General features: G+C 52.9%; 26 protein-coding genes. 18 read left to right on the top strand and 8 right to left on the bottom strand.

Going from position 1 to position 24,483, the window contains the following annotated elements:
• The first annotated feature begins 19 nt into the window (after nt 1–19).
• The 8 genes from MCON_RS03485 (at nt 20) to MCON_RS03450 (ending at nt 6,032) form a co-directional block, all read left to right on the top strand.
• Nucleotides 20–1,219, top strand: a complete 1,200-nt coding sequence (locus MCON_RS03485) for an HD domain-containing protein (RefSeq protein ID WP_048131794.1) — start codon at nt 20–22, stop codon at nt 1,217–1,219.
• Nucleotides 1,220–1,244: 25 nt separating this feature from the next.
• Nucleotides 1,245–1,694 carry a DUF61 family protein gene (locus MCON_RS03480; RefSeq protein ID WP_013718658.1) on the top strand — a complete coding sequence of 150 codons (450 nt, stop codon included), beginning with the start codon at nt 1,245–1,247 and terminating at the stop codon, nt 1,692–1,694.
• Nucleotides 1,695–1,732: 38 nt separating this feature from the next.
• Entirely contained in the window at nt 1,733–2,284 is a 552-nt protein-coding gene (locus MCON_RS03475) for a hypothetical protein (protein ID WP_013718657.1), read from the top strand.
• A 61-nt stretch (nt 2,285–2,345) separates the two neighbouring features.
• The gene (gene thiD / locus MCON_RS03470) at nt 2,346–3,695 is read left to right on the top strand and encodes a bifunctional hydroxymethylpyrimidine kinase/phosphomethylpyrimidine kinase (RefSeq protein WP_048131791.1); all 1,350 of its coding nucleotides are present in this window, start codon (nt 2,346–2,348) and stop codon (nt 3,693–3,695) included.
• Complete coding sequence (locus MCON_RS03465) at nt 3,679–3,960, top strand: 30S ribosomal protein S17e (RefSeq protein WP_324322687.1); 282 nt, start codon at nt 3,679–3,681, stop codon at nt 3,958–3,960. Before thiD ends, MCON_RS03465 begins: the two co-directional genes overlap by 17 nt.
• Entirely contained in the window at nt 3,953–4,828 is an 876-nt protein-coding gene (dapA, locus tag MCON_RS03460; RefSeq protein WP_013718654.1) for a 4-hydroxy-tetrahydrodipicolinate synthase, read from the top strand. The genes MCON_RS03465 and dapA overlap by 8 nt, the downstream gene beginning before the upstream one ends.
• Nucleotides 4,825–5,610 carry a 4-hydroxy-tetrahydrodipicolinate reductase gene (gene dapB / locus MCON_RS03455; protein ID WP_013718653.1) on the top strand — a complete coding sequence of 262 codons (786 nt, stop codon included), beginning with the start codon at nt 4,825–4,827 and terminating at the stop codon, nt 5,608–5,610. The genes dapA and dapB overlap by 4 nt, the downstream gene beginning before the upstream one ends.
• The gene (locus MCON_RS03450; RefSeq protein ID WP_232844331.1) at nt 5,607–6,032 is read left to right on the top strand and encodes a hypothetical protein; all 426 of its coding nucleotides are present in this window, start codon (nt 5,607–5,609) and stop codon (nt 6,030–6,032) included. Before dapB ends, MCON_RS03450 begins: the two co-directional genes overlap by 4 nt.
• A gap of 6 nt (nt 6,033–6,038) precedes the next feature.
• Here the strand turns inward: MCON_RS03450 and MCON_RS03445 are convergent, their stop codons facing one another.
• Entirely contained in the window at nt 6,039–6,878 is an 840-nt protein-coding gene (locus MCON_RS03445; RefSeq protein ID WP_013718651.1) for an SAM-dependent methyltransferase, read from the bottom strand.
• 397 nt (nt 6,879–7,275) lie between these two features.
• On the opposite strand from MCON_RS03445, the gene MCON_RS03440 reads away from it, so the two are divergent.
• Genes MCON_RS03440 through MCON_RS03420 form a run of 5 tightly spaced genes read left to right on the top strand, consistent with a single transcriptional unit; the run spans nt 7,276 to nt 12,682 of the window.
• On the top strand, nt 7,276–7,782 hold the full coding sequence (locus MCON_RS03440; RefSeq protein WP_013718650.1) for an amino acid-binding protein: 507 nt from the start codon (nt 7,276–7,278) through the stop codon (nt 7,780–7,782).
• On the top strand, nt 7,779–8,786 hold the full coding sequence (locus MCON_RS03435) for a homoserine dehydrogenase (protein WP_013718649.1): 1,008 nt from the start codon (nt 7,779–7,781) through the stop codon (nt 8,784–8,786). Before MCON_RS03440 ends, MCON_RS03435 begins: the two co-directional genes overlap by 4 nt.
• Before the next feature lie 21 nt (nt 8,787–8,807).
• The gene (locus MCON_RS03430; protein ID WP_013718648.1) at nt 8,808–10,478 is read left to right on the top strand and encodes an ATP-dependent DNA ligase; all 1,671 of its coding nucleotides are present in this window, start codon (nt 8,808–8,810) and stop codon (nt 10,476–10,478) included.
• A 26-nt stretch (nt 10,479–10,504) separates the two neighbouring features.
• Nucleotides 10,505–11,791: a histidinol dehydrogenase gene (gene hisD / locus MCON_RS03425; protein WP_013718647.1), complete on the top strand. Its 1,287-nt coding sequence runs from the start codon at nt 10,505–10,507 to the stop codon at nt 11,789–11,791.
• A 30-nt stretch (nt 11,792–11,821) separates the two neighbouring features.
• Nucleotides 11,822–12,682: a methanogenesis marker 8 protein gene (locus MCON_RS03420; RefSeq protein WP_013718646.1), complete on the top strand. Its 861-nt coding sequence runs from the start codon at nt 11,822–11,824 to the stop codon at nt 12,680–12,682.
• Nucleotides 12,683–12,694: 12 nt separating this feature from the next.
• Here MCON_RS03420 and MCON_RS03415 read toward each other — a convergent pair whose 3' ends face one another.
• The 6 genes from MCON_RS03415 to MCON_RS15990 form a co-directional block, all read right to left on the bottom strand.
• Nucleotides 12,695–13,225, bottom strand: coding sequence for a hypothetical protein (locus MCON_RS03415; RefSeq protein WP_013718645.1), 531 nt, complete (start codon nt 13,223–13,225; stop codon nt 12,695–12,697).
• Entirely contained in the window at nt 13,225–14,574 is a 1,350-nt protein-coding gene (locus MCON_RS03410) for an AAA family ATPase (protein ID WP_013718644.1), read from the bottom strand. Before MCON_RS03410 ends, MCON_RS03415 begins: the two co-directional genes overlap by 1 nt.
• Before the next feature lie 145 nt (nt 14,575–14,719).
• Entirely contained in the window at nt 14,720–15,274 is a 555-nt protein-coding gene (locus MCON_RS03405) for a hypothetical protein (protein ID WP_013718643.1), read from the bottom strand.
• A complete protein-coding gene (locus tag MCON_RS16540) occupies nt 15,271–15,834 on the bottom strand; it encodes an HD domain-containing protein (protein ID WP_394296217.1) in 564 nt (187 codons plus the stop codon). The genes MCON_RS03405 and MCON_RS16540 overlap by 4 nt, the downstream gene beginning before the upstream one ends.
• A 152-nt stretch (nt 15,835–15,986) precedes the next feature.
• A complete protein-coding gene (locus MCON_RS16535) occupies nt 15,987–16,583 on the bottom strand; it encodes an HD domain-containing protein (protein ID WP_202795823.1) in 597 nt (198 codons plus the stop codon).
• Nucleotides 16,584–16,913: 330 nt separating this feature from the next.
• Nucleotides 16,914–17,147 carry an Fpg/Nei family DNA glycosylase gene (locus MCON_RS15990; protein WP_157863657.1) on the bottom strand — a complete coding sequence of 78 codons (234 nt, stop codon included), beginning with the start codon at nt 17,145–17,147 and terminating at the stop codon, nt 16,914–16,916.
• A gap of 309 nt (nt 17,148–17,456) precedes the next feature.
• Between MCON_RS15990 and MCON_RS03385 the strand changes: the two genes are divergently transcribed.
• Together MCON_RS03385 and MCON_RS03380 are read left to right on the top strand one after the other, a co-directional pair.
• Nucleotides 17,457–18,353 carry a hypothetical protein gene (locus tag MCON_RS03385; RefSeq protein ID WP_157863656.1) on the top strand — a complete coding sequence of 299 codons (897 nt, stop codon included), beginning with the start codon at nt 17,457–17,459 and terminating at the stop codon, nt 18,351–18,353.
• Between the two features lie 116 nt (nt 18,354–18,469).
• Nucleotides 18,470–18,943, top strand: a complete 474-nt coding sequence (locus tag MCON_RS03380) for a hypothetical protein (protein ID WP_013718640.1) — start codon at nt 18,470–18,472, stop codon at nt 18,941–18,943.
• 45 nt (nt 18,944–18,988) lie between these two features.
• On the opposite strand, the gene MCON_RS03375 is transcribed toward MCON_RS03380, so the two are convergent.
• Complete coding sequence (locus MCON_RS03375; protein WP_048131785.1) at nt 18,989–20,953, bottom strand: hypothetical protein; 1,965 nt, start codon at nt 20,951–20,953, stop codon at nt 18,989–18,991.
• 206 nt (nt 20,954–21,159) lie between these two features.
• Here MCON_RS03375 and MCON_RS03370 point away from each other — a divergent pair, with 206 nt between their 5' ends.
• The 3 genes from MCON_RS03370 to MCON_RS03360 all read left to right on the top strand — a co-directional run bounded on the left by MCON_RS03370 (nt 21,160) and on the right by MCON_RS03360 (nt 24,482).
• Nucleotides 21,160–21,540 carry a hypothetical protein gene (locus MCON_RS03370; RefSeq protein WP_162144992.1) on the top strand — a complete coding sequence of 127 codons (381 nt, stop codon included), beginning with the start codon at nt 21,160–21,162 and terminating at the stop codon, nt 21,538–21,540.
• 455 nt (nt 21,541–21,995) lie between these two features.
• Nucleotides 21,996–22,559, top strand: coding sequence for a helix-turn-helix domain-containing protein (locus MCON_RS03365; RefSeq protein WP_048132863.1), 564 nt, complete (start codon nt 21,996–21,998; stop codon nt 22,557–22,559).
• A gap of 21 nt (nt 22,560–22,580) precedes the next feature.
• Nucleotides 22,581–24,482: an AMP-binding protein gene (locus tag MCON_RS03360; RefSeq protein WP_013718636.1), complete on the top strand. Its 1,902-nt coding sequence runs from the start codon at nt 22,581–22,583 to the stop codon at nt 24,480–24,482.
• Nucleotide 24,483: the final 1 nt, after the last annotated feature.

Genomic DNA, 24,483 nt, shown 5'->3' with positions numbered 1-24,483 from the left:
GATTTAAAAGGCTTCTTTGATGACAGAGGTCCGAGATCCGGTGCACGGCTACGTCAAGCTGGAGGGCCTGGCCCTGGAGATTGCCAATACCCCTCAGATGCAGAGGCTCCGCTGGATCAAGCAGCTGGGCCTGGCAAACCTGGTCTATCCCGGGGCCAACCACACCCGTTTCGAGCACAGCCTGGGAGCCTACCATATGGCTTTTCACCTCACCGATCACCTCGGCCTGGATGAGGATGATCGCTTGCTTGTGGGCGCTGCCGCCCTCCTGCACGACGTAGGCCACGGCCCCCTCTCTCATGCCACAGAGTCAGCCCTGGCCCCCTTTCTGAGAACAGAGCACGAGAGCGTCATCGAGATTCTGAAAAAAGGAGAGCTGGGGGAGGTGTTGGATAGACACGGCCTCAAGCCAACCGATATCCAATCCTTCATCCACGGCCAGGACAAAGGCCAGATCGTGAGCGGCGAGATCGATGTCGACCGCATGGACTACCTGATCCGGGACGCCCACTATACCGGCGTGGCCTATGGGGTGATAGACCGGCTGAGACTATTGCAGAAGATGACCCTTCACCAGGGCCAGCTGGCGGTGGAAGCTGGTGGGGTGCAGGCAGCAACGTCGCTTCTCATCTCCCGGCTGCTCATGCACCCCGCGGTCTACTACCATCACGTCTGCCGCATATCCGAGTGCATGATCTCCTCAGGAATCAGAAGGATGATTGAAGATGGCATCTCCAGCGCCGCAAAGGTGAAGGAGATGGACGACATCCAGCTTTTCACCGCTCTGGAGATAGCGGACGGCTATCCCGCAGAGATGGCCTCTCGCATAAGATCTCGCAAGCTATTCAAAAGAGCGGTCTATGTGGATCTGGAAAGCCTGGAGCCCTCGCTGCAGAGGGTAAGCGAGAAGATCATCGCTCAGGAGATAGCTGCGGAGGCAGGAATGGATCCGGGCAGCATCTTGGTGGACAATCCACCCCTGCCCGATAGCTCTGAAGGCAATTTTCCCGCCCTGGTCGGGGAAGAGACCAGACCCCTGCGAATGGTCTCCCCCCTGGTCAGCATCCTGGAGAGAGCCCAGAGGGCCACCTGGCGATTCGGCGTCTACGCCCCAGCGGAATTGAGGGATGATGTGGCAAAAGCTGCCAGAAGGTGCTTGAACCTGAAGAAGAGCACTGTGCAGCATACATTCTCAGACATCCATAACGATTACCTTTAAGTCAAAAGAAGAGAGATTGATTCCAATGGCGTTTTCCGGAGAAGGAAGAGGATTAAACAAGAACATACTGGTCAAGACCATCCAGACGATGAATCAGCACCTGCCAAACAGGCGGCTCAATCTGACCGAGCTCTTGGCAATGGAGAAGCCCGGAATCAGGGGAAAGGATAACACCTTTTTCATTATGGACAAGTCAGAGCTGAAGCTGATCTCCGAGTCAGTTCCAAGATTCCTGTGGAGCCGCCTCAGACTGCCAATGCTCATTGAGATGTCCCCGGATTTCGGCAGTGGTGGTGCCCGTATTCAGGGTGAGGCAGAGGTGGAGATGGTAAGCAAGATACTGGGCAAAGAGAAGCCGCTGAACAAGCAGATCGTAATCTACCTTCCCGATGTGCGAGAGCTTCGCCGGAAGCTTCCTACAACCACACAGTATGCATTCATTACCAATCTCCGGGACAGAAATATCAGCGACTGAAGGATCGATAAAATCAAAAGATAGCGGTGGAGGATTATATGGCAGAAGATAAGCTGGCAGAAGGCGCAAGACGGTTTAAAGAGAAGATGAACGCAGGGGCCTACAAAGAGGCAGCAAAGATCAAGTCGGATCTGGGCCTTCCGAACTCGATGCTTCAGGATGCGGTGAAGTCGGCATACGATGCCAATATGAAGAAGGGGGATTATTCTCTGGCTGCCGAACTGGCCAAACAATATGATCTTCCCAGCGACCATCGTCTGGAAGCCGCTCAGAGATCGTTTTATAGAAAGATAGACAGCGAGTTCTACCGGGCAGCGGCGGAGTACGCCAAGGAGTTCGGGCTGCCAGAGGATATGGTCCGGCAGGCGGCCATCCAGGCTTTCAATAAGAGCATGAGCATGGGCATGGTCAAGAACGCTGCTGAGATCGCCGATGACTTCGACCTCCCCAGACCAATGAAACAGGAAGCAGCAAAGAAGTCCTTTGAGCAGCATATGCAAGCCGGCCTCTACCGCAAAGCCCTGAAGATCGCCCAGAAGTACGACCTTCCAGAAGAGATGGTGGCAGAGGCAGAGAAGAAGATATCCTGAAAGATATTCTGAAGCCGGATAAAGCCGCTTGAAGCCATCCTGATTTTTCAATGCCCAAGATATGCCGAAAGTAGTGCTGACTATAGGCGGATCGGATTCAGGAGGAGGTGCCGGAATCCAGGCGGACATCAAGACATTTTCCGTCCTGGGCCTGCATGGAACATCCGCCATCACTGCCATCACCGCCCAGAACACTCTGGGAGTGCAAAACGTCTATGCACTCTCTCCCGAAGAGGTAAGAGCGCAGCTCGAATCGATCACAGAGGACTTTTCCATTGCCTGGGCCAAGACCGGTATGCTCCACTCGGCCCAGATTGTGGATACAGTAGCCGATCACCTCCAGGCAAATGATATTCCTTTGGTCCTGGATCCGGTGATCGAGGCTGAGGCTGGCGGCAGGCTCCTTCGGCCCGATGCGGTATCTGCCCTGAAAGAGCGCTTGATCCCCCTGGCAGGGGTGGTCACCCCCAACATCTTCGAGGCAGAGGCTCTTTCTGGAATCCGCGTTCGCGACATGGATAGTGCTGCTCATGCCGCCCGCGGTATCATGAGCCTGGGGGCACAAGCGGTGATCGTCAAGGGAGGGCACCTGGATTGCACCGATCTGCTCATGGTGCGCAACAAGTCCACTCTTCTGCCCTCAGAAAGGATACCAGGAGAGAACCACGGCATTGGATGTACCTTCTCTGCCGCTTTAACCTCTTTTCTTGCCCTGGGCTGCTCAATTGAAAACGCCGCCCTGAATGCAAAGGAGTTCGCAAAGAGTGCCCTTCGCGGGAGCCTCAGGGTGGGAAAGGGGGTGGGCCCGGTAAACCAGTCTGCAGCCCTGAGAGTTGAAGCGAGCCGTTACCGGGTTCTGTGCGATCTGGAAGTGGCGGTGGATCTGCTGGAAAACTCTCACGAGCTCTTCGATCTCATGCTGAAGGGAGGAGCAGGGCCTGCCATGGCCATTCCCGGTGCCAGATGCCCTGAGGATGTGGCAGCGCTGGAGGGAGGATTAACAAAGATCGAGGAGAGAGTATGCCGGTTTGGAGGATTTCGATTCGGTGGCAGGAGCGATAGCGCTTCTGTGATCCTTGCCGCAATGAAAATAGACCCTCTGGCAAAAGCGGCCATCGATTTAGAGCCAAAGGCCCTCCTATCCTGCAGAGAGCTTGGCCTCCCGATAATAGATCGCGCTCGATTGGATGAACTGGCAGCAATTGGCCAATGCCATTTGAAGGGCGAGGAGGAGCTGAGCGAAGGGGAAGGCTCAGCTCTACTGCCCGCTGCGATATGGGATGAGGGCGTCCTGGGTAAAGAGCCCAGGCTTTATCTGCTGGGGGCTTCAGCATCCTTGCTGGTCGAACTGTTGGCCAGCTTGCCGGCGTCCAGGGCTTGGGGCATTCTAGAGGATGATAGCAAGATATAAATTGTGGAGCAAGGATGCACAAAGGATTGATCTAGCTGGAGTGTTGATTATGGGAAGCGTAAAGCCTAGTTATATTAAGAATTTCGCGATGGACCTGTTGAGAACCTACGAGAGCTCATTTAGCCCTGACTTTGAGCAGAACAAGCTGCGGGTATCGGAGTATACCGATATCAAGAACAAAACCATCCGCAACCGCATAGCAGGCTACATATCCAATGTTATGAGGCAGAGAAGTACGAGAAGAGAGGTCGAGGTTGATGTATAGCGGCGTGCTTCCTGCGATAATCACGCCATTTCATGAGGACAAGAGCCTGGACGAGGAGGGTCTGAAGAGAAACGTAGAGTACCTGAGCAAAACAGGAATATCAGGCATGGTTCCCTGCGGCACTACCGGTGAGGCGGCAACTCTGACCTTCGAAGAGCATAAGCGAGTGATAGAGATCGCAGTGGAGAACTCCACGGTTCCGGTGATAGCAGGAACTGGCTCCAATAACACCCGCGAGGCGGTGGAGCTGACCTGTCATGCCGCAGAGGCGGGCGCACATGCTGCCCTGCTGATCACCCCATACTATAATAAGCCCAATGATCGCGGCATGTTCGAGCACTTCAAGACCGTAGCCGAGAAGTGCGACATCCCCATAGTGCTCTACAATGTTCCCAAGAGGACCGGAATCGACCTCAAGCCGGAGCTTGTGGCAAAGCTCTCTCGAATAAAGAATATCGTGGCCATAAAGGAGGCCAGCGGAAGCCTTTCCCAGCTATCTCAAATTATTGAGCAGACATGGGGAAGCGACTTTTCCGTTCTCTGTGGCGATGATGATCTTACGCTTCCAGCCATGGCCCTGGGTGCAAAGGGCGTGATCTCAGTGGTGGCCAATGTTGCCCCCAGAAAGACTGTGGCAATGGTGGATGCCATGATGAAGGGCGACCTGGAGAAGGCAAGATCCCTGCACTATGAGCTTGCTCCCCTGGTTCGAGCGATGTTCCTTGAGACCAACCCCATACCTGTGAAGACTGCTCATAAGTACCTGGGATTGGCAGGTGGCCCATTGCGCCTTCCCCTGGGGGAGATGGCTGCAGATAAAGAGAAGATGCTAAAGGAGCTGCTGGTGACCCTGGGCGAGAGAGCATGACTCGAATTGCGATTACTGGAGCGCTGGGGCGCATGGGCACCCTAGTCATCCAGGAGGCGGCCAGGATTGAGGGGATGGAGCTGGTGGCAGGCCTGGATGCGGTCGGCGCGGGAAAGCCGCTTCAGGGGGGCGTTCTGGTAAAAGATGCCTCACAGCTAGAGCAGGTCTTGAAAGAGACTAGGCCGGATGTGCTCATCGACTTCACAATAGCCAAAGCGGCAGTGAAAAACGTCTGCATAGCGGCCTCTCTAGGTGTCGATCTGGTGGTGGGAACCACAGGCATCTCTTCGGAACAGCATTCCGAGATGAGAGAGGCAATAGAAGGCAATGTGGCCGCGGTCATAACCCCCAACTTCAGCGTGGGAGTAAACCTGTTCTGGAAGCTGGTGGCTGATGCTGCAGCAGCTCTTAAAGGCTACGATTTCGATATAGAGATCATAGAAGCCCATCACAATCAAAAGAAGGACGCACCCAGCGGCACTGCTCTGGCCACATTGGAGGCTATAAGAAGAGCTCGGGGTGAGTCGGATCTCTCGGAGGTCGTCTATGGCCGGAACGGGATCATGCCGCGAGGCAAAGAGATTGGAGTTCATGCCGTGCGGGCAGGGGACATCGTAGGAGACCATACCGTCCTTTTGGCGGGTCCTGGCGAGAGGCTGGAGATCAGGCACCAGGCCCATAGCAGAGCCGCTTTTGCCAGCGGTGCAGTGCGGGCAGCCACCTGGGTGGTTGGCAGGAAGCCTGGTATTTACGGCATGGCGGACGTTCTAGAATCCAGATGAATCAGTTGACGGAGAAAGGGATGTTCCTTCTCTTCAATGGAGAGAGGCATAATCCCCTTTCCCAATCAAGGAATGTGATTGGCTTCTGCAGCACCTGTGGCTCGGATCTGGAAAGCCTGGCCTATTATAGCACTGATTCAGAGTGGCTGGTTTCGGCTCAATGTGCAAAAGGGCATCTGGCACTGATTCGCTATGGCAGGGACTGGAGCTGGCTAGATGATCTGCCGCTTGAATTCCTAAAGGAAGAGGTGAAGGTTGCTGATCTGCCCCGGGAGAAGCTGGATGCCATCTTCACCCCGGCCGAGATCAGGGATATGATCGCCTGCCAAGAGGGATCGCCCTATGTCAGGCAGAACATCTACCGCGCCAGGACAAAGTACGAAAGGTTCGAGAAGCTCTTCGGCATTAAGATCGACATTTAATAATCACTATTTCTTTTGCGCAATGATGGCAAACTCAGAGGCCATTTTATCAAACGGCGCGCCCGCAACGTCAGCATAGAGCTCTTGATCTGCGAAACCTGCCATCTCAAACTCGCGCCACAACGACTCGGGAGTGAAGTATTGCAGCCAGTTGTAGACAGTTCGTTTTCTCGCCGATTCGACGATGGTGTACTTATCCAAAACCACCATTGCGTCGTCGTACTTGAAAGTGTTCAGAAATCCATAGTACTTCTCCGCGGACCAGAATCCATCGAGAAGATTCACTCCATACGAGCTTGCCTCCTTGCGTTGCTTGAACGCACTTTGGGAATAAACATCGAGAAGGACAGACCCACCTGGCAGAAGCATGGAGTGGAACTTAGCGAGCATAATCCTGCGCTGCGACGGGCTTAAAGCGCAGAAGTCGCACATGATCATCAGAATGAGATCGAAGCGGTGTTCTGTTTCGAAATCCAGGTAGTTCTGGTTTATGTATTCAATGGTCAATCCCACCTCTCGCGCTGCTTCTCGGGCATGCTTGATTGAGCACTTAGAGAAATCAATACCAATTACACTAGCACCGACCTTCGCCAGCCGATTTGCATAGAGCCCGGGACCACAGCCAAAATCGGCGATTCGGGTGTCGGCGCCAATACTAAAGCGGGATGCAATCCATTCCACCGATCGATCGATGAACTCGCCTCGACGGGATGATACATCGATATCGGCATTGAGATGATATGCAAGCATTTGCTCTGAGGTATGTTCGTCGGTCCACAGGTCTGCCGCTGTGTAGAACCCAAATGGTTCAGGTCGACTATTGATTTCTTCCAGCTGAATGAACATATCTCTCCAGGTTGTAAATGAATCCACACTTCCGGATAGTAATGTTGGTATATAAAATATCCGTACTACTAGCAATGGTTTACAGGACCCACTAGCGTCCCTTATTAGACCTAATTGCTATAAAATAAATAGAATAGCCCCTTGGCCCGCCTGACTATCAAAACAGGCTGGTCAAGAACACCAGGGGCACTAAAAACAATACTACGAAACCGATAAGCATCAATCCAATTGCCAGACCATTTCCACCTGCCATGAAGATCCTCCTACTTTCGTTGGCAACTGCTTGGATGAGGTAATATTAATTACTATCGGACAGACGCCCACCCTCGGATCCCATCTGCACAAGGTTTATTTAATTTAACCAGCAGGAGAATTCCAGCAAAATATGAGGAATGCTATGCGACTTTCCATGGATTTAGAGCTGCAGGATGTTCCCGGCCAGCTGCTCCTTGCGATGCAACCCTTGAGTGATAACAAGGCTAACATCATCAGCGTGGTTCACCACAGGGACCGCAAGACTCCCCGGGGCATGATCCCGGTTCGATTCGTCGTGGAGATGGACCGCTCAAGAATCGAGGCTGTCCAGGCCAGGCTCCAAGAAAGCGGAATCTCCGTTGTCCGGGCGGGAGAGGACCGATTCATCGAAGCAGTATCAGTTGTGCTAGTGGGCCATGTGCTGGATAGCGACCTGGGAGACACCATAAACCGGATCGACTCCACCGGCTACGCTGAGGTGATGGACCTTTCCCTGACCATGCCCGGCGTGAATGAGCCCTCCTCTGCCTACCTCAAGATTCGCGCCACCGGCAAGGCTGAGATCCAAAAGGCTTTGACCATTCTGCGCAATGTGGGCGAGGAGAAGAAGCTGCTTGTTATCGAGCCCATAGAGACGGAGGCAGTATGAGAGATATTAAGGTCTCCTTGGTTGGCTACGGCATTGTGGGCCACGGAGTGGTTGACGTTCTCACCAGAAAGAGAGAGATCCTCCGGGATATGGGCCTGAACCTGATGCTGGTTAGCGTCACCGATCACACGGGAACGGTATTGTCCGAGGACGGTGTGGATGCGAACAAGATCCTGGGCGAGAGGACCCTGGCCAATGTGGCCACATCGAGCATGAAGGGGAAAGAGGCCATCAATGCCATTGACTCCGACCTGATGATCGAGGTCACTCCCACCAACATCGTTCACGGCCAGCCGGGTCTGGGCCATATGGAAGCTGCGCTCGCCTCGGGCAAGCATGTGGTTACATCCAACAAAGGGCCACTAGTGGTATCCTACGGCAGCCTGAAGAAGCTGGCAGAGGATAACGGCGTGATGCTGAAGTTCGAGGCCACAGTCGGCGGCACCATGCCCCTGATCAGCCTGGTTGAGCGCACCCTGGTAGGCAATACGATCCTCGGCGTCCGGGGCATATTCAACGGCACCTGCAACTATATTCTAACCCGCATGACTGAGGAGGGCATACCCTATGCTCACGCCTTGAGCGAGGCTCAGGATATGGGCATTGCCGAGGCCGACCCCAGCTATGATGTAGAGGGGGTGGATACCGCTGGAAAGGTGCTAATCCTGGCCAACTCCCTGTTCAACATGAATGTCAAGTACTCCGATGTGAATGTGACCGGCATCACAGGAGTCACTCCAGAGGCTCTTGCTCTGGCCAAGAAGAGAGGATATGCCATAAAGCTGATCGGAGATGTGCCCGCACTCACAGTCAGGCCCACTCTGGTGCCCCTGGACAGCCCACTGGCCGTGGCCGGGACTCTGAACTCCGCTGCTATTTATACCGATCTATCCGGGACGATTACTGTATCGGGTCTTGGTGCAGGCTCCATAGAGACGGCCTCGGCCATTCTCACCGATATCATCAGCATCTACCGGACTAAACGCATAGATGCCATATTCTAGATCAATGACTCGGGTCAGATAATGAGCAGCTTCTTGAGCTTCGCCGAGCTCTGTCAGCGAGTGGAGGGGGTCTCCGGCTCTCTGGAAAAGGTCGACCTAGTGGCAGCATTCCTGAAGAATTTGGATGATGATGAGCTGGCAGTTGCCTCAGGGTTCATCATGGGGGATCTCTTCTCCCCCAGCATGGACCTGGTGATGGGGGTGGGGCCGAGCATCCTTTACGAGGCGATGGCACGCGCCTGTGGATGCTCGACGGAGAGGATATCAGATATGCTGCGCGCTACCGGGGACCCGGGACTGGTGGCATCTGCGGCCGTCGATAAGAAAAAGCCCATCGGATTTGCTGCCTTCATCAAAGATGAGCCGCTCTCCATCAAAGAGGTTTATCAGAGGCTTGTAGCCGTGGCCCGGGCCTCGGGAAAGGGAAGCCAGGATGCCAAGGTCAAGAACCTGCAATATCTCTTCAGCCAGGCCACTCCTCTTGAAGCGCAATATATCGCTCGCCTGGCAATAGAGGATATGAGAATCGGAATCGGTGAAGGAGGAGTTAGAGATGCCATCGCCCAGGCTTTTTCCCAGGATGCGTCAAAAGTGGAGAGGGCCTACAACCTGACCAACGATATCGGCCTGGTGGCAGTCAATGCCCGCAAAGGGACGCTCGCAGATCTGAGTGTGCTGATCAACCATCCCATCAAGATGATGCTGGCCCAGGTGGGAGAGGGAATTTCCGCCTCCATGCAGGAGCTGGGGTCTGCGGCGATAGAGTGGAAGTACGATGGAGCCAGGGTGCAGATCCACAAGGATGGGAAGAGGGTTCGCATCTTCTCCCGCCGGCTGGAGGATGTGACCAGGTCCCTGCCCGAGATCGTCCGTCTTGCCCAGGAGGTCAGGGCGGATAAGGCCATCCTGGATGGAGAGGTGGTGGCCATTGGCAAAGACTCCAGACCCCTGGCCTTCCAGGAGATTTTGAAGCGCTTTCGCAGGAAGTACAATGTGGAAAAGCAGGCCAAAGAAACGCCTCTGCACTTATTTTTATTCGATCTGATATATCTTGATGGCCAAAGCACAGTGGATCTGCCCCTGACCAGACGGCGGGAACTGCTGGAGGGTATCGCCGATCCATCGATACTGGCAGATCAGGTCATATCCGACAGCGTCCAGAGGGCAGAAGAGATCTACCACCAGGCTTTGGAAAAAGGCCACGAGGGGCTGATCCTCAAGAATTCGATGTCGGTATACGCTCCGGGAAAGAGGGGCAAGAACTGGCTTAAGATAAAACCGGTTATGGAAACCCTGGACCTGGCAGTGATAGGGGCAAAATGGGGCGAGGGCAGGAGAGCTAGCTTCCTGGGCTCATACCGGCTGGCCTGCCTGGATGAGGCTACGAGCAAGCTCCAGGATATAGGCTGGGTAGCCACTGGCCTAACGGACGAGGCTCTGGCGGAGCTTACTGAGCTGTTCCGAGAGCTGATCCTGGTGCAGAATGGGATGGAGGTCGAGCTGAAGCCGGCGGTGATCTTCGAGGTGGCCTATGAGGAGATACAAAAGAGCCAGAGCTACTCATCGGGATATGCACTTCGTTTTCCCAGATTGGTGAGGGTGAGGGATGACAAGTCCCTGGAGGAAGCGGATAGCCTGGAGAGAGTGGAATCCCTCTACCGGGTGCAGCGAGGAAGGAATAACTCCCGCTGAAAGGGTATTATGAAGGAGGTTTTAAAGTGATAACTAAAAGGCTGAGCGAGCTCGAGGATGAGGATCTGCGTTCACTTCTCTCCAGGGATGTGGGCATTCAGGATGTTCTTCCTGCAGTAAATGAGATCATCATGGAGGTCGGGTCGAAAGGAGATGAGGCTCTATTCAAGTACACTGAGAAGTTTGAAGGGGCACACCTCGATGACCTGCGCGTGACCCAGGAGGAGATCGATCTATCATACGACCTGGTGGATGACAGGCTTCTTGAGGCGCTCTCCTCGGCAGCGGATCATATCTTTTATTTCCATAATGAACAGAAAGAGCATGACCTCTGGATGAGCGAGGCATCTCCCGGGGTGCTGGTGGGCCAGAAGGTCGTTCCTCTGGATTCTGTTGGAGCTTACGTTCCCGGGGGCAGGGCGGCCTACCCCAGTTCGGCCCTGATGACCGTCATTCCCGCCAAGGTTGCTGATGTGCCCAGGATTGTGGTCTGCACCCCGCCCCAAAAAGACGGATCGATCAATCCATTGACGCTGGCTGCTGCGGATATGGCAGGAGCTGACGAGATCTATAAGCTCGGAGGGGCTCAGGCGATAGCTGCCATGGCTTTGGGCACAGATAGCATTGAAAGGGTGGACAAGATCGTGGGGCCGGGCAATGTCTATGTCACTGCCGCCAAGATGCTTACCCGAGGCTCGGTGGAGATCGATTTTCCTGCTGGTCCCAGCGAGGTCTTGATCCTGGCCGATCGGACAGCGGATCCTGGGGTGATAGCTGCCGATATGATCGCTCAGGGAGAGCACGATCCCAAATCGATCTCCGTTTTCGTATCCCTGGATGATCTCCTGGCCAGCGCCGTGGCGGAGGAATTGAACATTCAGGCTCCTGGGGCTGCACGCAGCGATATTGTCTCTGAGAGCCTGGAGCACAGTGCCATTCTGCTGGCGGACGATATGGATGAGGCGCTTGATTTTGTCAATGCTTTTGCCCCTGAGCATCTGGAGATAATCACCAGGGAGCCCATGAACGTCCTGAGGTCCATTCGCAATGCAGGGAGCGTGTTCCTCGGAAAGTTCACCCCGGTGGCGGCAGGGGACTATGCCAGCGGGACGAATCATGTGCTTCCCACCTCGGGATATGCTCGCATCTTCTCCGGCCTGAATGTGGACCACTTCACCAAGAAGATGACCCTGCAGATGATCACCGATGAGGGGCTTCTGGGGCTGGAGGAGACGATTACCACTCTGGCCGAGGCGGAAGGGCTGCTCGCCCACGCCGAATCGGTGAGAAGAAGGCTGGAGCCGCGGGAATGAACCCGCGGCCTGATATCGATCTGATCTAGAGTGTCAGAGCATCTGCTGGAGATGGCCGGGGCCCGGGTCAGGGTTCGGGACGGGAAGGTCGAGGTTCTAACTGAGCCTGCCATCCGCTCATGTCCCTTGCGTCAGGATCTGTATGGCATCAAGGTCGAGAGCAAGGAGACGGTGAAGAGGGTATTAGAAGAGCATATGGCAGAGCTTGGCATGTACGGGCCGAAGAGAGTCCTGGAGCTGGAAGATAAGCCGGTGAGCTTCGGGGCTTCGGAGATCCTCTCAGATGCCCTGACAGAAGGGCTAATAGATGCCGCTGTGCTGGTCAGTGAGGGTGCAGGGACAGTGGTGGCCACTAGGCCCGAGGTCCTGCAGGCGATCGGAGCCCATATGACCGGCCTGGTGAAGACTGAGCCCATCGAAGAGATTCAAAGCGGCCTGGAGGAGAGGGGATGCATTCTGATCGACCGGCAGGGAACAGTAGATCAGGTCCTGGGTTTTGAGAGGGCAGTAGAAGCAGGATATAGCAGGATTGCTGTAAGCCTAGCCGGTCACAGGGCAGATGACGCTCGAGCGCTGCGGGAGAGGGAGAGAGCTTTGGGAGCCCGGGCCACAATTTTAGCCGTTCACACCACGGGCATAAGCGAGAACGAGGCCCAGGTTCTGGCGGAATGTTGCGACCTTGTCTGGTCCTGCGCCTCCCGATCCGTGAGGGAGGTGGCAGGAGGAAAGGCGCTGATGCAGATTGGCATTGCCATTCCCGTCTTCGCTCTGACCCCGATGGGAAAGAGGCTGATATTAAACCGGGCGATGCACTTTTCCGGGCAGCTGGTGCTGCACCGGGCGGGCCTGCCGGTGACGCCGGAGGGAAAGCAGCCGGAGCCACTGGTTTAAGCTTTACATAAATTAGGCAGGAGGACGTATCAGTCGTTCCTCTTCATTAGGAGCGCCCTCCTCTAACCACTGAATTGGCCTCTCGGTTTCCATGGCAGGATTTACCCACAAGATCTGCCTGAGCTCGCCAGCAATGGCGGAAGTTGCGCAGAAATATCTCCTCGCAGCGTCATCAAGCGAGACGATACGGTTATCTGTTGCCCTTGCTGCCTCGACAAGATGCAGATCTTTTTCCATAGCATTAAGAGCTTTTTCTGGTGTATTTGCCCGAACGATCTTTTCCGCCAATAGGGGATCGTGATCTATTCTTGGCCGATCAACCCTCTTTTTGGCGTTCATGCTTCTTCTCCATTTTCGAGCAAAAGGATGAGAGTGGACATCCCATTCAGCGCCTATCTCTTTCGTCATCACCAGCCGATGAGATGTCCTCTCTATCATGATTTTTAAGAATTGCTGGCAGAGCACACCTCTCTGGCCCCGCTCGCCGGTGGATGTGGCCACTGATGCATCGATGACCAGACACAACCCATCTGGGGATGACATTAGTTCGGCTCCAGACGAGCCTCGGCTGCATGAATGTAGCGGATATCAGCGTCCATTTCTGCGGATGAGAAATCCTCCGGCCAGTCACCGAAAGCCCCTGCTTTGTCCAAGTCCGCACTGGATACTTCCGTAACGCCGTCCTCCGGCCTCCTCTTGAACCAGTGGAGCTTGACCTTATCTGGCGATAGCTTTCCTTCGGCAACAATAGACTGTATGCCCAGAAGCAGCATGGAGCTGTGGGTCTCGACCACAACTCGAACACCGCAGTTGGCAGCCTCCGCCAGAATTTGCGCCATCGCCATCTGGGCCTTTGGATGCAGATGGATCTCAGGCTGCTCTATGTAGACCAGTTGGCCAGGCTCTGCCGCCAATAAAGCTACAAGGACGGGGAGAGTCTGCGATAGGCCAAATCCCACATCTGCAATGCTCACCATGTCGTTAGAATCATCATTTTTTTTATGGATGAGGCGCCCAACCATCACCTCAAAGCTGACATCATCGATAGCCCTTGCGCCGACCTTCCAGGTCAATCCCAACACCTCCAGGGCAGCTCCGAGAGCGTGAAGGCGCGGGTCCCGGTTTGCCTGCCAATTGTGGATTATGCTGGCGGCATAAATCTCAAAGGTTCCAGGAAATCTAGGGCCTGTAGAGGTCTTCTTATAGTTTCTCTCCGGATTTCCTCGCAACGCTGGAAGGTGAATCAAGCTTAAAATGGCATTTGAGAAAGTCCTATTTAATTGTGTGATATATTCATCATCACCTGTAATTAATTTTAATTCTAAAAAGAACCTATTTCGCTCAATGATCAGCTTCGGAACCTTATTATTCAGTTCATTTTTAAAATAATTCCTTGTCCACCCAGGACGACGAGCCAATAGAAAAGCTGAACTCATCTCGTCATGTGTCATTTTTGGACGCAGGATAGTATTGCCATATTCATTTTGGAATGAGATCTCACCTATATCTATTTCATAAGATTTTTTGATAATGAATGACTCATTAAATGACATAGAGTTTTCTAATTCCAATCCCAAGCTAAACTGATGTATCAGGTCGACACCAAACTCATTTAACAAACCAGGTGAGATCCAGTACCCTCCTGATGAATTGAACTTAGGCATAAATTGATTAACAGAGGTAAAACGTACATTTGGGCCATCAAGCAAGAGCGGGCCCGGATCATATGTAGCCTCCAGGGTCTGCTTCATTATCAACAATGGCTGCATTATGCTCGACTTGCCTGAGCTATTGGCACCTGCCAGTATTGTCAGGGGACGAACTTCTATGGAGCACTCTTCCGCCAGGGACTTGAAACCCTTCACAGAGATGCGCGTTATTCCTTCTGCCATATGATCCTCATAAAGATATTAGCAAATACAAGATGTAAGCCTTTTCCTCATCAAAGCTCGCCCCGGAAGGCCCGCTCCAGTATCGCGGGTGTGAGGGCGTCAAGCTCGGCGGCGGTCTGGGCCTGGTAGCGCTTGAGGACATGCATCATGAGCTGCTGGATAGTCCTTTTTCCATTGCTTCTCTTTTTATGGCATCAATTTTTTTCAATGCTTCGCAGGATTCATCAATCGTGATGTGAGGCTTCAGCTCAATGATCGTATCCTCTCGTGACTTTCCTTCTACGTTCTCGTCGAAGGTAACATACAGGGCAGTAGCAAGGCGTTCAAGATCTGCAACGCCTAAATTCCCGATCTTCTCAGCGACAAAGTTAATTCTGTCGGCATAATTGCTTAGCGTCTTAGGGTATCGAAGAAGGAATTCTTGGCCTTCTTTTGTGGGAAAAAGGTTTGGCCCATAGGGCACACGTGTTTTATACTCCAGCAAGCTATCCGCTCGCATCGCAGTGACCTCGTCGCTCAGATCAAATGAATACGGCCCATGCTTGTAAAGAATAAACTCGAAACCCATTGGGACTCCCAGCAGCTCTTGCAGAAAATACGCAGCCTTCTGGATGTGAGTCTCACCGCACCAACTCCCTTTATCTTTCATCTCTTTTATCAACGAGAGCAGAACGGCGTCTCGCTGCATTCTCTTCATCATTCTTCCACTCCCTCCTTCGAACTGATGATCCTTGTCAGATTCTTTTCACGCCAGGTCTCAGCTCTTTTTCTGCACACCGGGCTTATATAAACATAATCAATCGCTACCACTGGCACTTTTTCTATAGTCTCCGACCTGGAAAGAGAAGAAAAAATCCGGCCATCTCTGGCGATAACGGGAAAGTTTAGACCACTCCCCTTCTGGATGTATGTATCATGCCGGACCTCAGATTCCCCAAATTCCTTGCATGCTGCAATAAAAACAGCCTTGCCGGACTCGCGGTTTTTTTCTAGATCTTCCCTTGTCCTCTGGTAGAGCAATCTGAAATGCACCCTCTTGGCAATGCAACGGGCCGAATCAAAACCAGGATGATTTTCATCCCGGGCTGCCTTGGAGAGCTCTTGCGTTACCTCGCTGTCGGTCATCCTCAGTAGTTCTTCTATGGATGTAGAGAACACGCCACCAGGAAGCCAGCTCTTGAGAAAGTCTTTTAGATGAATATCGTAAATTCGGCGAACATGGTGACAATAGACCTGAGAGAACATGAAGTACCTCGCCAGCAGTAGCGCTTCTGCAGAGTGAATTCCTCCTTCTTCAATACCCAGGGCCGGTTCCTGTGATCCCGGTTCCTCCTCTGAGGTTCGGTCAACTTTGGGTAGAATGCGAAGGGTATCGATCAGACGATATTGGTCAAATCGCCCATAGGCAACTCCTATGTGATGGAGTCCCTAAGCAAGTAGTCCATCCTGTCGACTCCGAAGGCATCGCCTACTATTATCTCGGAGAGTATAGCCTCCCAGTCATCAAATCTGCTATCTTTGTAGTGTTTGGGACCCACGGCAAGCTTTGCCACATCCTCAGAGTTCACTTTCATCGCAGTCCAAATCGGCTCCATTTCGCCACTGCGAATCAGCTCCAGGGTTAGACGCTCGTGATCCCAGCCGGCTGGCAAGAGATCGCGCTCTGCTGCGTGAGAGAATGGAAGGTGGCCAAGATCGTGACATAAAGCCGCCATGCGCAATGCTCTTCTCCAGTATTCCAGATCAAATTTCCTGGGAATTATTGATCTTACTGATTCATGGATGTTATCCGGGTCCGTTATCACATCATAGACTCTGCTGGCAAGCTCCATGACCCCTAGAGAATGCTCAAATCGACGATGAGTGGCACTTGGATAGAGCAGATAGGTCAAAGCAAGCTGATGGATATGCCTGAGCCGCTGGAAGGGACCACAATCCAGGACCCGCATCTCTTCTGTCTCCAGCCGGATAAAATTATGGATGGGGTCTCGAATCTCTTGATTAGACATAGCTCGCCTTTAGAATGCCTTTTGCCACTTCATGAAATTATATGTTTTCTGCATTAATAAAGTTCACCGAAGGGCGGAACGAAAGTATTTTCTTGATGGAAATGCCAAATGGAGTCCACGATGCTGCTTGCAGCCAGAAGCCTTTGAGAGATGCTTTCGACTCATTTCGGATTTCTTATATCGCTTCTTGCCTCTCCTGCAGAGAGTGTACCGTCTGGGATATGGGCAGTAGTTCAGGAGGCCAGCTGGCCATGAATGCATTGGCCAGGGCATTGAGAAGGGGGTACACTTTGGCTCACAGCTATAATGCCATCATCACCTCAATCGGAATCATCTCTCATCTTCCGGCCCGGAATCGGCCAGTCTCTGATGCTCGGGACAGTAGTAGCAGGTCCGGCCGCCAAGCGTCTCATGCTGAAGAAGCGCTCCGTCTCTAGGGCAGCGACCGCCATGATGGCGATGGCGGAGGAGATAGGATTCGGGCAGGCGGTCGAAATCCGCCCGGACAGAGATCGAGGTCTTCAGAACCTCTTTGATAATTGAGATGAGGCGAGATAGCTGCATCTCATGGTTCCCCTCCTGCTGCGCATGATCTTTTGAAAATCATCCCAGTCTATCAGCAGAGCATCGGGCCCTGTCTTTCCCTCCGTCAGGAAAACGGAGGGGCTTTCTGTGAGTCCCGCCTCTCCAAAGATCCTCAGAAAGTGTGAGCCACAGGTCCTCCTCAAGCTCTAAAAAGAGCCTCTTTCCATGCCTTTGAACGGATCGGAAGGTCTTTCTTGCGAAGCATAGTGCTTTGCGCAGAGCAGTATACTCTGAGAAACAACTTAGCATATATACCTCAGGCCCGAATTTAAGGGCAGTGGCAGAATTGTGGTGTTGGCAGCAGCAAAAGGTGTGAGCATGGGCAGCAGCATAGCCAATGAGGCATATGTCTTCACAGAGACGGACAAGACCAAATCCAAATGGGTGGCCAGAGTCTACCAGGATTTTCTGCGGAGGACCGGCAGGCCCAAGACCACGTTGAGGGGGCTTTTCTATCATGCCCTGCAGATGAAGGATTCGGAATACCCGATCTGCGGGGGATTTGTAGGAGAGATCAGGATCATGAGGCCCTACCATGAGCAGGATGGGCTAAAACTCCTGAAATGGGCTCGAAAATCCAAAGCGATGGGATTCGTATCCCTCGAGGCTATAATCGAGGAGACCTCAGGCGAGGGCAGCTTTCTGCCGGCGGTTATGCAGACGAATGATCACACGAATGGCCAGATGAGATCCACCCCGGCCACTGAGGTCTGGCTGAATAAGCCCTCGCTCTCTTCGCTTCTCATTCCCATATGCAAAAAGCATGGCATCGCTCTAATCTGGTTCGACGGCCGGCCCTCTAAGGAGGCCGTAGCCAGTCTATTCGCTCGCGCCTGTGCCCAGACCACCATCCTTACCCTCTCCGACCTCAGCCCGAAGGACGCATTCTTCGCCCAGGATCTGGCGGATTTGATCGACGGCTCAAGGCCCGTGGGGCACAGCGCAAGCATTGAGGTGAAATCAATCGGTCTGGTGCCCGACCAGATTGGATTGCTGAAGATTCCGCTTGTACATGGCAATAGAGGCCAAAGGGAGGAAGAGGAACGCTACGAAAGATATCTGAAAAAATGCTCTCTCGATCCGAGAAAGGTGGCAGAGCTGGATGCCCTTGAGGTCTATTATCCCGGCGGAGTTGCCGCATATCTTGTCGATGCGCTGTCCAGATATCTGCATGGCGATATTTGATCTCTTTTTATCTTAGCAGCTCTACATTGCTCCTCATGCCGCGCTCCCTTTGCCTTCCATTCAGCTCAGTTCGGACGCGGAAGTATTATAATAGTCTGGATCGCACTTGAACTGATATGACAGAAGTTCCGGATATCCCTCTGGACCAGATCCAGCAGCGAGTGGTGGCCATGTGGATGGGAAGCTTTTACGGCAGCAGCGGCTATGTGGCCCGGAAGCTTGGCAAGAAGGGCTTGAGGGAGTTTCAGGATATCGGAGCCCGCCAGGTTGCGGCCACCTTCAAGCAGCTGGGCCTGGACGAGCCGGAGAGCGTTGCCATGGCCATAGCCACCAATGACAAGAACCTTTTTGGAAGCCAGGTGGAGGTGGCAGAAGGGGACGGCTTTGTGGAGATCAGACGACTCCGCTGCGGCCAGATGGGGGGTGCCAAGTCCTTTGCACGGGTGGGGGCGAGCCTGATCGCCAAGGAACATTGCAAGACCTGCATCGAATCCCACTGGCAGAAGGTGTTCTCTGAGCTGAAGATGGAGCTCCAGGTCGAGCACACCGACGAGGGATGCATAATGAGAATATCAAAGCAGAAAGCTTGAAAAAAAGCAACTGAAAGAGTCCCGTTCAAGATTGGACGAGTAATATCAGGCGGCAGATCTGGATCTGCCCTCTTCGAGCTCTCTGCTTTTTGCATCGGCCTTGGAGAGAGCCGTCTCCTTGGCCAATTCTCTTGCTTTCGTCCGCTCAGACTGGGCCTGGGACCGAAGATCTGCGGCTGAGGCCTTCGAGTCAGCAGCTGCAACATTGCGATCGGCTCTCATGACTGCTATTTTTTCGGACTGCTCTGATCGGCTGCTTTTCAAGTCCCTGCTATTCTCGATTGCCTCTGTCCTCTCTTTTTGCGCCTGATCGCGGGAGCTGGAGGCAGAGGCTTTAGACAGGGATGCAGAATCCTTTTCCTCTTGTGCAGGGGGAGAGGATTGTGCAGACGCGGAGCACTGGTCATTGCTTCCAACTTCTTTCTGAGGATCTGATGCTTGTATGGATAGGATCGCAGCCGCATTATTGCTTTTCTCTGAATTGGATGGTGCTGCAACAGCCTTTGCACTCATCGCTTCATCATTGCGTTCTGCCCGTTCCTCGGCCAGTTCGTCCTTATTCACAGATTGGCTCTCCTGCCGCTCTGTGCTTCTTTGCGATGCTGTCAAGCTCGCTTTTTCTGCAGATTGGCTCGATGACAGAGCTTTTTCATTTGCCACTTTTTCATTATGCTCTGCCCGTTCCTTTGCCAGTTCATCCTTCTTCACAGATTGGCTCTCCTGCCGCTCTGTGCTTCTTTGCGACGCTGTCAAGCTCGCCTTTTCTGCAGATTGGCTCGATGACAGAGCCTTTTCATTTGCCACTTTTTCATTATGCTCTGCCCGTTCCTTTGCCAGTTCATCCTTCTTCACAGATTGGCTCTCCTGCCGCTCTGTGCTTCTTTGCGACGCTGTCAAGCTCGCCTTTTCTGCAGATTGGCTCGATGACAGAGCCTTTTCATTTGCCACCTTTTCATTATGCTCTGCCCGTTCCTTTGCCAGTTCATCCTTCTTCACAGATTGGCTCTCCTGCCGCTCTGTGCTTCTTTGCGACGCTGTCAAGCTCGCCTTTTCTGCAGATTGGCTCGATGACAGAGCCTTTTCATTTGCCACTTTTTCATTATGCTCTGCCCGTTCCTTTGCCAGTTCATCTCTCTTCTCAGATTGGCTCTCCTGCATCTCATTTGCCTTTGCAGGTGTCGAGCTTGCCTCCCCAGCGGCCATAACCCGGGCATCGATATCGTTTGGTGTGTCTGCTTTGACCGTTGTCCCGGTCTCTGTCGTCTCTGGCTTGGCCGGTGTCTCCGCTTTGGCCGTTGCTTTAGCCTCCGCAGATGTTTCAATCTCTGCCGGCGTCTCTTCATTTGCCTGCTTTCCGGCCTTTTCGTCCTCGTCCGCCTTTATCGCTCCCTCATCAGAGCTTTTTTCTGGCAATTGACTTATGGATGTCTGATTTTTGGCAGTAGCATTTGCGCTCTCATTATCCGGGACGGCTGCTTTCTCTTCCTTCTCCGACGAGGACTTTGAACGGGATGAGCTTGAAGAGCCTGATGAGCTATGGCTTTTCTTGCTGCTGGTTGATGAGCTGGTCTTCTTTGCAGAAGCGATGGAGCCTGTCGCCTGCCCAGTTGCGGAGCTGTTTTGGGACGAATCAAGCTCCCTGCTCGCATTTCCATTTTCATCCTTGCCTGTTGAATTCGAGGTCGATTGGCTGCTCATCGCCTTATCTGGGGATGCATTGGCATCAAGAGCACTCAAAGCATTCTCCTGTCCTCCGTCATCCGTAGCACCACTGCTTGCTTTTTTGTCGCCCCAAAGAGCTGGGAATATGATGCCCTTGCCGCCCTGAATGCTCATATTATCGTAATCGATGCCGAAAGAAAAGATATCCGAAATCAGAAAAGCGGCTGTGCCAGTCAGTGACATCAGTGTGAGTATCAAAATAAGATTGTATATTCTGGGATGCTTTCCCTTCAATCTATCTTTAGCCAGACTGTAATAGGTGGTTCTCGATCCCATAAAGTCCTTCATACTTAATCAGATATTTTCTAAAGTTTATAACTCTTGCGATTGAATATTCCATTAATTTACGAAGTCTCTCGATTGAGATCTAATTCTACTTGATTACTGATGAGTATAAATAATTTATGTTCGCCATTGCACTGGATAGAGCGGCTCATTCCAATAAGTATTTTCTTAGGTAAATTATATATACTGTTATTAACTGAGTAATCTCATTGAAGGTGAGTAATATGAAAAAGATCATCTGCAAAAACTGCGGAGTGGTAAACGAGATCTCCGATGGAGCTTTAGACGATGGCGATGATTGGCTGGAATGCACCCTCCCTGAGGGCTTTGAATGGATCCTGCCTGCGGGGAAGATAACTCCGGTAGTAGGCGAGCCCCTCTACATCTCCGGCTTTGGCGAGCACCTCTCCCGCCAAGCCTACCGGGACAAATACGACATCGATCCGGAGATAGCCTATCAGCTCATGCGCGGGAGCAGTCGCGTTCGAACTGCCGCTATGGCATATGCCGGCAAGCAGAGGGTCGCAGCAACGGTCAGTTCAAAGAGAAGATCAGAGAGCTGGCTTGATGAAGACGACTGGACCTCTTGAAAGGATATGTATACTGGGCCCATAACAGGTAGAATATATGGCCATCTGCAGCTGCCAGGAGCCTCTGGCAATTGCTCACGACAGCTATAATAATTAAAAATCGCCCATAATGGCCATAATGGCCCATAGTATTCGTTTTTGCGGGGCAAAACACCTTTTCTCTGGCAAAGAATCGCCTGGTCAGTCAGGTTTCCGTTTTATCTCCAAGCTTCCCTCAGTCATCAATTTTGGGTGAATGATTAAGTGATTATTATGTATTTAAGGCACAATTGAGCATAATTGATAATTAAGGCACCATATCATCCTTATTCATCATCCGATATGGATCGGCCCGAATTGAGCCCATTTCCTGAGATAGATTCAAATATAAATGTATGGCAGTCTCAACCCTGCATTACCTGTGGCCTGGATCTACTGCTCTGGACCATGAAGTTGGGATGCGCCGAGGAATGTGCATGAAAGAAACGCTTGAGGAGATAGGAACGCGACTTCGTGAGCTGAGAGAGCTGAACCGAGTATCGCCCGAAGAGATGGCAGAGCACCTGAATGTGGCAGTTGACACGTACAACTGCTATGAGGACGGTATGCTGGACATCCCGGCCAGCATTCTCATAGGCATTGCGCGACGGCTGAACGTGGATACAGGCCTGCTCCTAACCGGCGAGGAGTCCAAGATGAGCATCTTCGCCATAACCCGTAAGGGCGAGGGTGTGGAGGTGGAGCGCAGAAAGCAGTATCATTATCAGAGCCTGGCCAGAAAGTTCGCCAATAAGAAGGCTGAGCCTTTTATCGTCACCATAGATCCCAAGAAAGAGAGCCAATCACATCCGGTCCACTCGCTATACAGCCACCCAGGCCAGGAGTTCGAGTATGTTCTTGAGGGCACACTAAAGATCACCATCAATGAGAACGAGGTCATTCTCAATGAAGGGGACTCGATATTCTTTGATTCAACATATGACCATGTCATGGAAGCTTTAAGTGATAAGCCGGTGAAGCTTTTGGCCGTGGTCATGTAAACCCGTTACAGAGGATTAAAAATGACATCTTTATTGCCTAGGTATGTCTCGCGATTGGATTTCAAATCATACGATGACTTCAGAGAGAACCTGAAGATCCTCGTCCCAGAGAACTTCAATTTCGCTTATGACGTCGTCGATGTTTATGCCGCTGAATGTCCTGATAAATGTGCACTCGTCTGGTGTAACGATCATGGCGAGGCGAAGACCATCAGCTTCAAAGAGCTGAAGAAATTAAGCGACAAAGCCGCCAACCTCTTTCAGGGCTTTGGGATAAAGAAAGGCGATACAGCAATGCTCACCCTCAAGAGCCGCTGGGAGTTCTGGGTGTGCATGGTGGGCTTGAACAAGCTCGGCGCAATCGCCATCCCTTCCACCCATATGCTGAAAGCCAAAGACTTTCTCTATCGCATCAAAAAAGCAGATCTGAAGCTCATCGTCTGCATCGGTGAGAACGGCGTTCCTGCAGAGTTCGATGCCGCCCACAGAGAGGCGGGAGACGTTCCCCTGGTCAAAGCCCTGGTGGGAAGCCGGGATCTGAATCGGGAGGGCTGGATCAACTTCGATCTGGAGCTGGAACGGGCAAGTGAAACCTTCGTTCGGCCTAAAGGAAATCAGGCGACTAAAAACGATGATATACTGCTGGCATACTTCACCTCCGGCACCACCGGCTATCCGAAGCTGGTCAAGCACGATCAGACCTATCCCCTGGGACATATCCTCACCGCCAAGTTCTGGCAGAACGTGGAGGATGACGGATTGCATTACACAGTTGCCGATACCGGCTGGGCCAAATGCGCCTGGGGCAAGATATTCGGCCAATGGATAGCAGGATCGGCCGTCTTCGTCTATGATTACGACCGCTTCGATGCCGGAAGGATGATGGACGAGATGGGCAAATACGGCGTGACCACCTTCTGCGCCCCGCCCACCATCTTCAGGTTCATGATCAAGAGCGATATGTCTCGCTATGACTTCTCCCGCCTCAAGTATGCAGTCACAGCAGGCGAGCCCCTCAACCCTTCGGTATATGAGAGCTTCCTTGAGACCACTGGCCTGCGGCTGATGGAGGGATACGGCCAGACGGAGACCGTGGTCTGCATCTCCAACTATCCCTGGATGGAGGCCAAACCAGGATCCATGGGAAAGCCCGCAGCAGGATACGATATCCTCCTGGTGGGAAAGAACGACAAGATCTGCGAGGTGGGCGAGGAAGGGGAGATTGTGATCAGGACGGATAAAGGAAAGCCGGTGGGCCTTTTCACCGACTACCACATGGACCCGGACAAGACCCAGAACACCTGGCACGATGACTATTATCATACCGGAGATACCGCCTGGCGAGACGAGGATGGATACTTCTGGTTCATCGGCCGGACGGACGACATGATCAAGAGCTCCGGCTACCGGGTGGGGCCCTTTGAGGTCGAGTCGGCTCTCATGTCCCATCCCGCCGTCCTGGAGGTGGCAATCACAGGAGTTCCCGATCCCATCCGCGGTCAGGTGGTCAAGGCTACGGTGGTTCTCACCCAGGGATTCAGCCCCTCCGAGGAGCTGAAACGAGAGCTGCAAGACCACGTTAAAAAGGTGACGGCGCCCTACAAGTACCCCCGAATAGTCGAGTTCGTTGATGAGCTTCCCAAGACCATCAGCGGCAAGATCAGGAGGGTGGAGATCCGGGATAAGGACAAGCCCTATCCGGTGATCAATTCCCTGGAATGCAAAGCATGCGAGAGGTGTGTTGAGGCCTGTCCGGCAGGAGTGCTGAAGATGGGCAGTGAGCTGAACGTCCGCGGCTACAACTATGTGCTATACTCAGGAGACGGATGCATAGGCTGCGCAGCCTGCTACTACACCTGTCCCGAGCCGCTGGCAATTGAGGTCCATGTGCCTCAGAAAGAGAAGTCTGCGCAGGAGAGCTGAA

This window comes from Methanothrix soehngenii GP6, from assembly GCF_000204415.1.
GTDB classification, from domain to species: domain Archaea; phylum Halobacteriota; class Methanosarcinia; order Methanotrichales; family Methanotrichaceae; genus Methanothrix; species Methanothrix soehngenii.
The sequence above is the reverse complement of the archived record's forward strand: the minus strand, read 5'-3'. Positions and strand labels throughout refer to the sequence as shown.

Excerpts from the sequence above, each read along its gene's own strand:
- dapA (WP_013718654.1), top strand. The coding sequence starts at position 3,953 with ATGTATAGCGGCGTGCTTCCTGCGATAATCACGCCATTTCATGAGGAC.
- MCON_RS03430 (WP_013718648.1), top strand. The coding sequence starts at position 8,808 with ATGAGCAGCTTCTTGAGCTTCGCCGAGCTCTGTCAGCGAGTGGAGGGG.
- MCON_RS03365 (WP_048132863.1), top strand. The coding sequence starts at position 21,996 with ATGAAAGAAACGCTTGAGGAGATAGGAACGCGACTTCGTGAGCTGAGA.
- MCON_RS03360 (WP_013718636.1), top strand. The coding sequence starts at position 22,581 with ATGACATCTTTATTGCCTAGGTATGTCTCGCGATTGGATTTCAAATCA.
- MCON_RS03405 (WP_013718643.1), bottom strand. The coding sequence starts at position 15,274 with ATGATGAAGAGAATGCAGCGAGACGCCGTTCTGCTCTCGTTGATAAAA.
- MCON_RS03410 (WP_013718644.1), bottom strand. The coding sequence starts at position 14,574 with ATGGCAGAAGGAATAACGCGCATCTCTGTGAAGGGTTTCAAGTCCCTG.
- MCON_RS03375 (WP_048131785.1), bottom strand. The coding sequence starts at position 20,953 with ATGAAGGACTTTATGGGATCGAGAACCACCTATTACAGTCTGGCTAAA.
- MCON_RS03485 (WP_048131794.1), top strand. The coding sequence starts at position 20 with ATGACAGAGGTCCGAGATCCGGTGCACGGCTACGTCAAGCTGGAGGGC.
- MCON_RS03465 (WP_324322687.1), top strand. The coding sequence starts at position 3,679 with ATGATAGCAAGATATAAATTGTGGAGCAAGGATGCACAAAGGATTGAT.
- MCON_RS03475 (WP_013718657.1), top strand. The coding sequence starts at position 1,733 with ATGGCAGAAGATAAGCTGGCAGAAGGCGCAAGACGGTTTAAAGAGAAG.
- thiD (WP_048131791.1), top strand. The coding sequence starts at position 2,346 with ATGCCGAAAGTAGTGCTGACTATAGGCGGATCGGATTCAGGAGGAGGT.
- MCON_RS03415 (WP_013718645.1), bottom strand. The coding sequence starts at position 13,225 with ATGTCATCCCCAGATGGGTTGTGTCTGGTCATCGATGCATCAGTGGCC.
- MCON_RS03440 (WP_013718650.1), top strand. The coding sequence starts at position 7,276 with ATGCGACTTTCCATGGATTTAGAGCTGCAGGATGTTCCCGGCCAGCTG.
- MCON_RS03380 (WP_013718640.1), top strand. The coding sequence starts at position 18,470 with ATGACAGAAGTTCCGGATATCCCTCTGGACCAGATCCAGCAGCGAGTG.
- MCON_RS03480 (WP_013718658.1), top strand. The coding sequence starts at position 1,245 with ATGGCGTTTTCCGGAGAAGGAAGAGGATTAAACAAGAACATACTGGTC.
- MCON_RS03435 (WP_013718649.1), top strand. The coding sequence starts at position 7,779 with ATGAGAGATATTAAGGTCTCCTTGGTTGGCTACGGCATTGTGGGCCAC.
- dapB (WP_013718653.1), top strand. The coding sequence starts at position 4,825 with ATGACTCGAATTGCGATTACTGGAGCGCTGGGGCGCATGGGCACCCTA.
- MCON_RS03450 (WP_232844331.1), top strand. The coding sequence starts at position 5,607 with ATGAATCAGTTGACGGAGAAAGGGATGTTCCTTCTCTTCAATGGAGAG.
- MCON_RS16535 (WP_202795823.1), bottom strand. The coding sequence starts at position 16,583 with ATGTCTAATCAAGAGATTCGAGACCCCATCCATAATTTTATCCGGCTG.
- MCON_RS15990 (WP_157863657.1), bottom strand. The coding sequence starts at position 17,147 with ATGCAGCTATCTCGCCTCATCTCAATTATCAAAGAGGTTCTGAAGACC.
- MCON_RS03445 (WP_013718651.1), bottom strand. The coding sequence starts at position 6,878 with ATGTTCATTCAGCTGGAAGAAATCAATAGTCGACCTGAACCATTTGGG.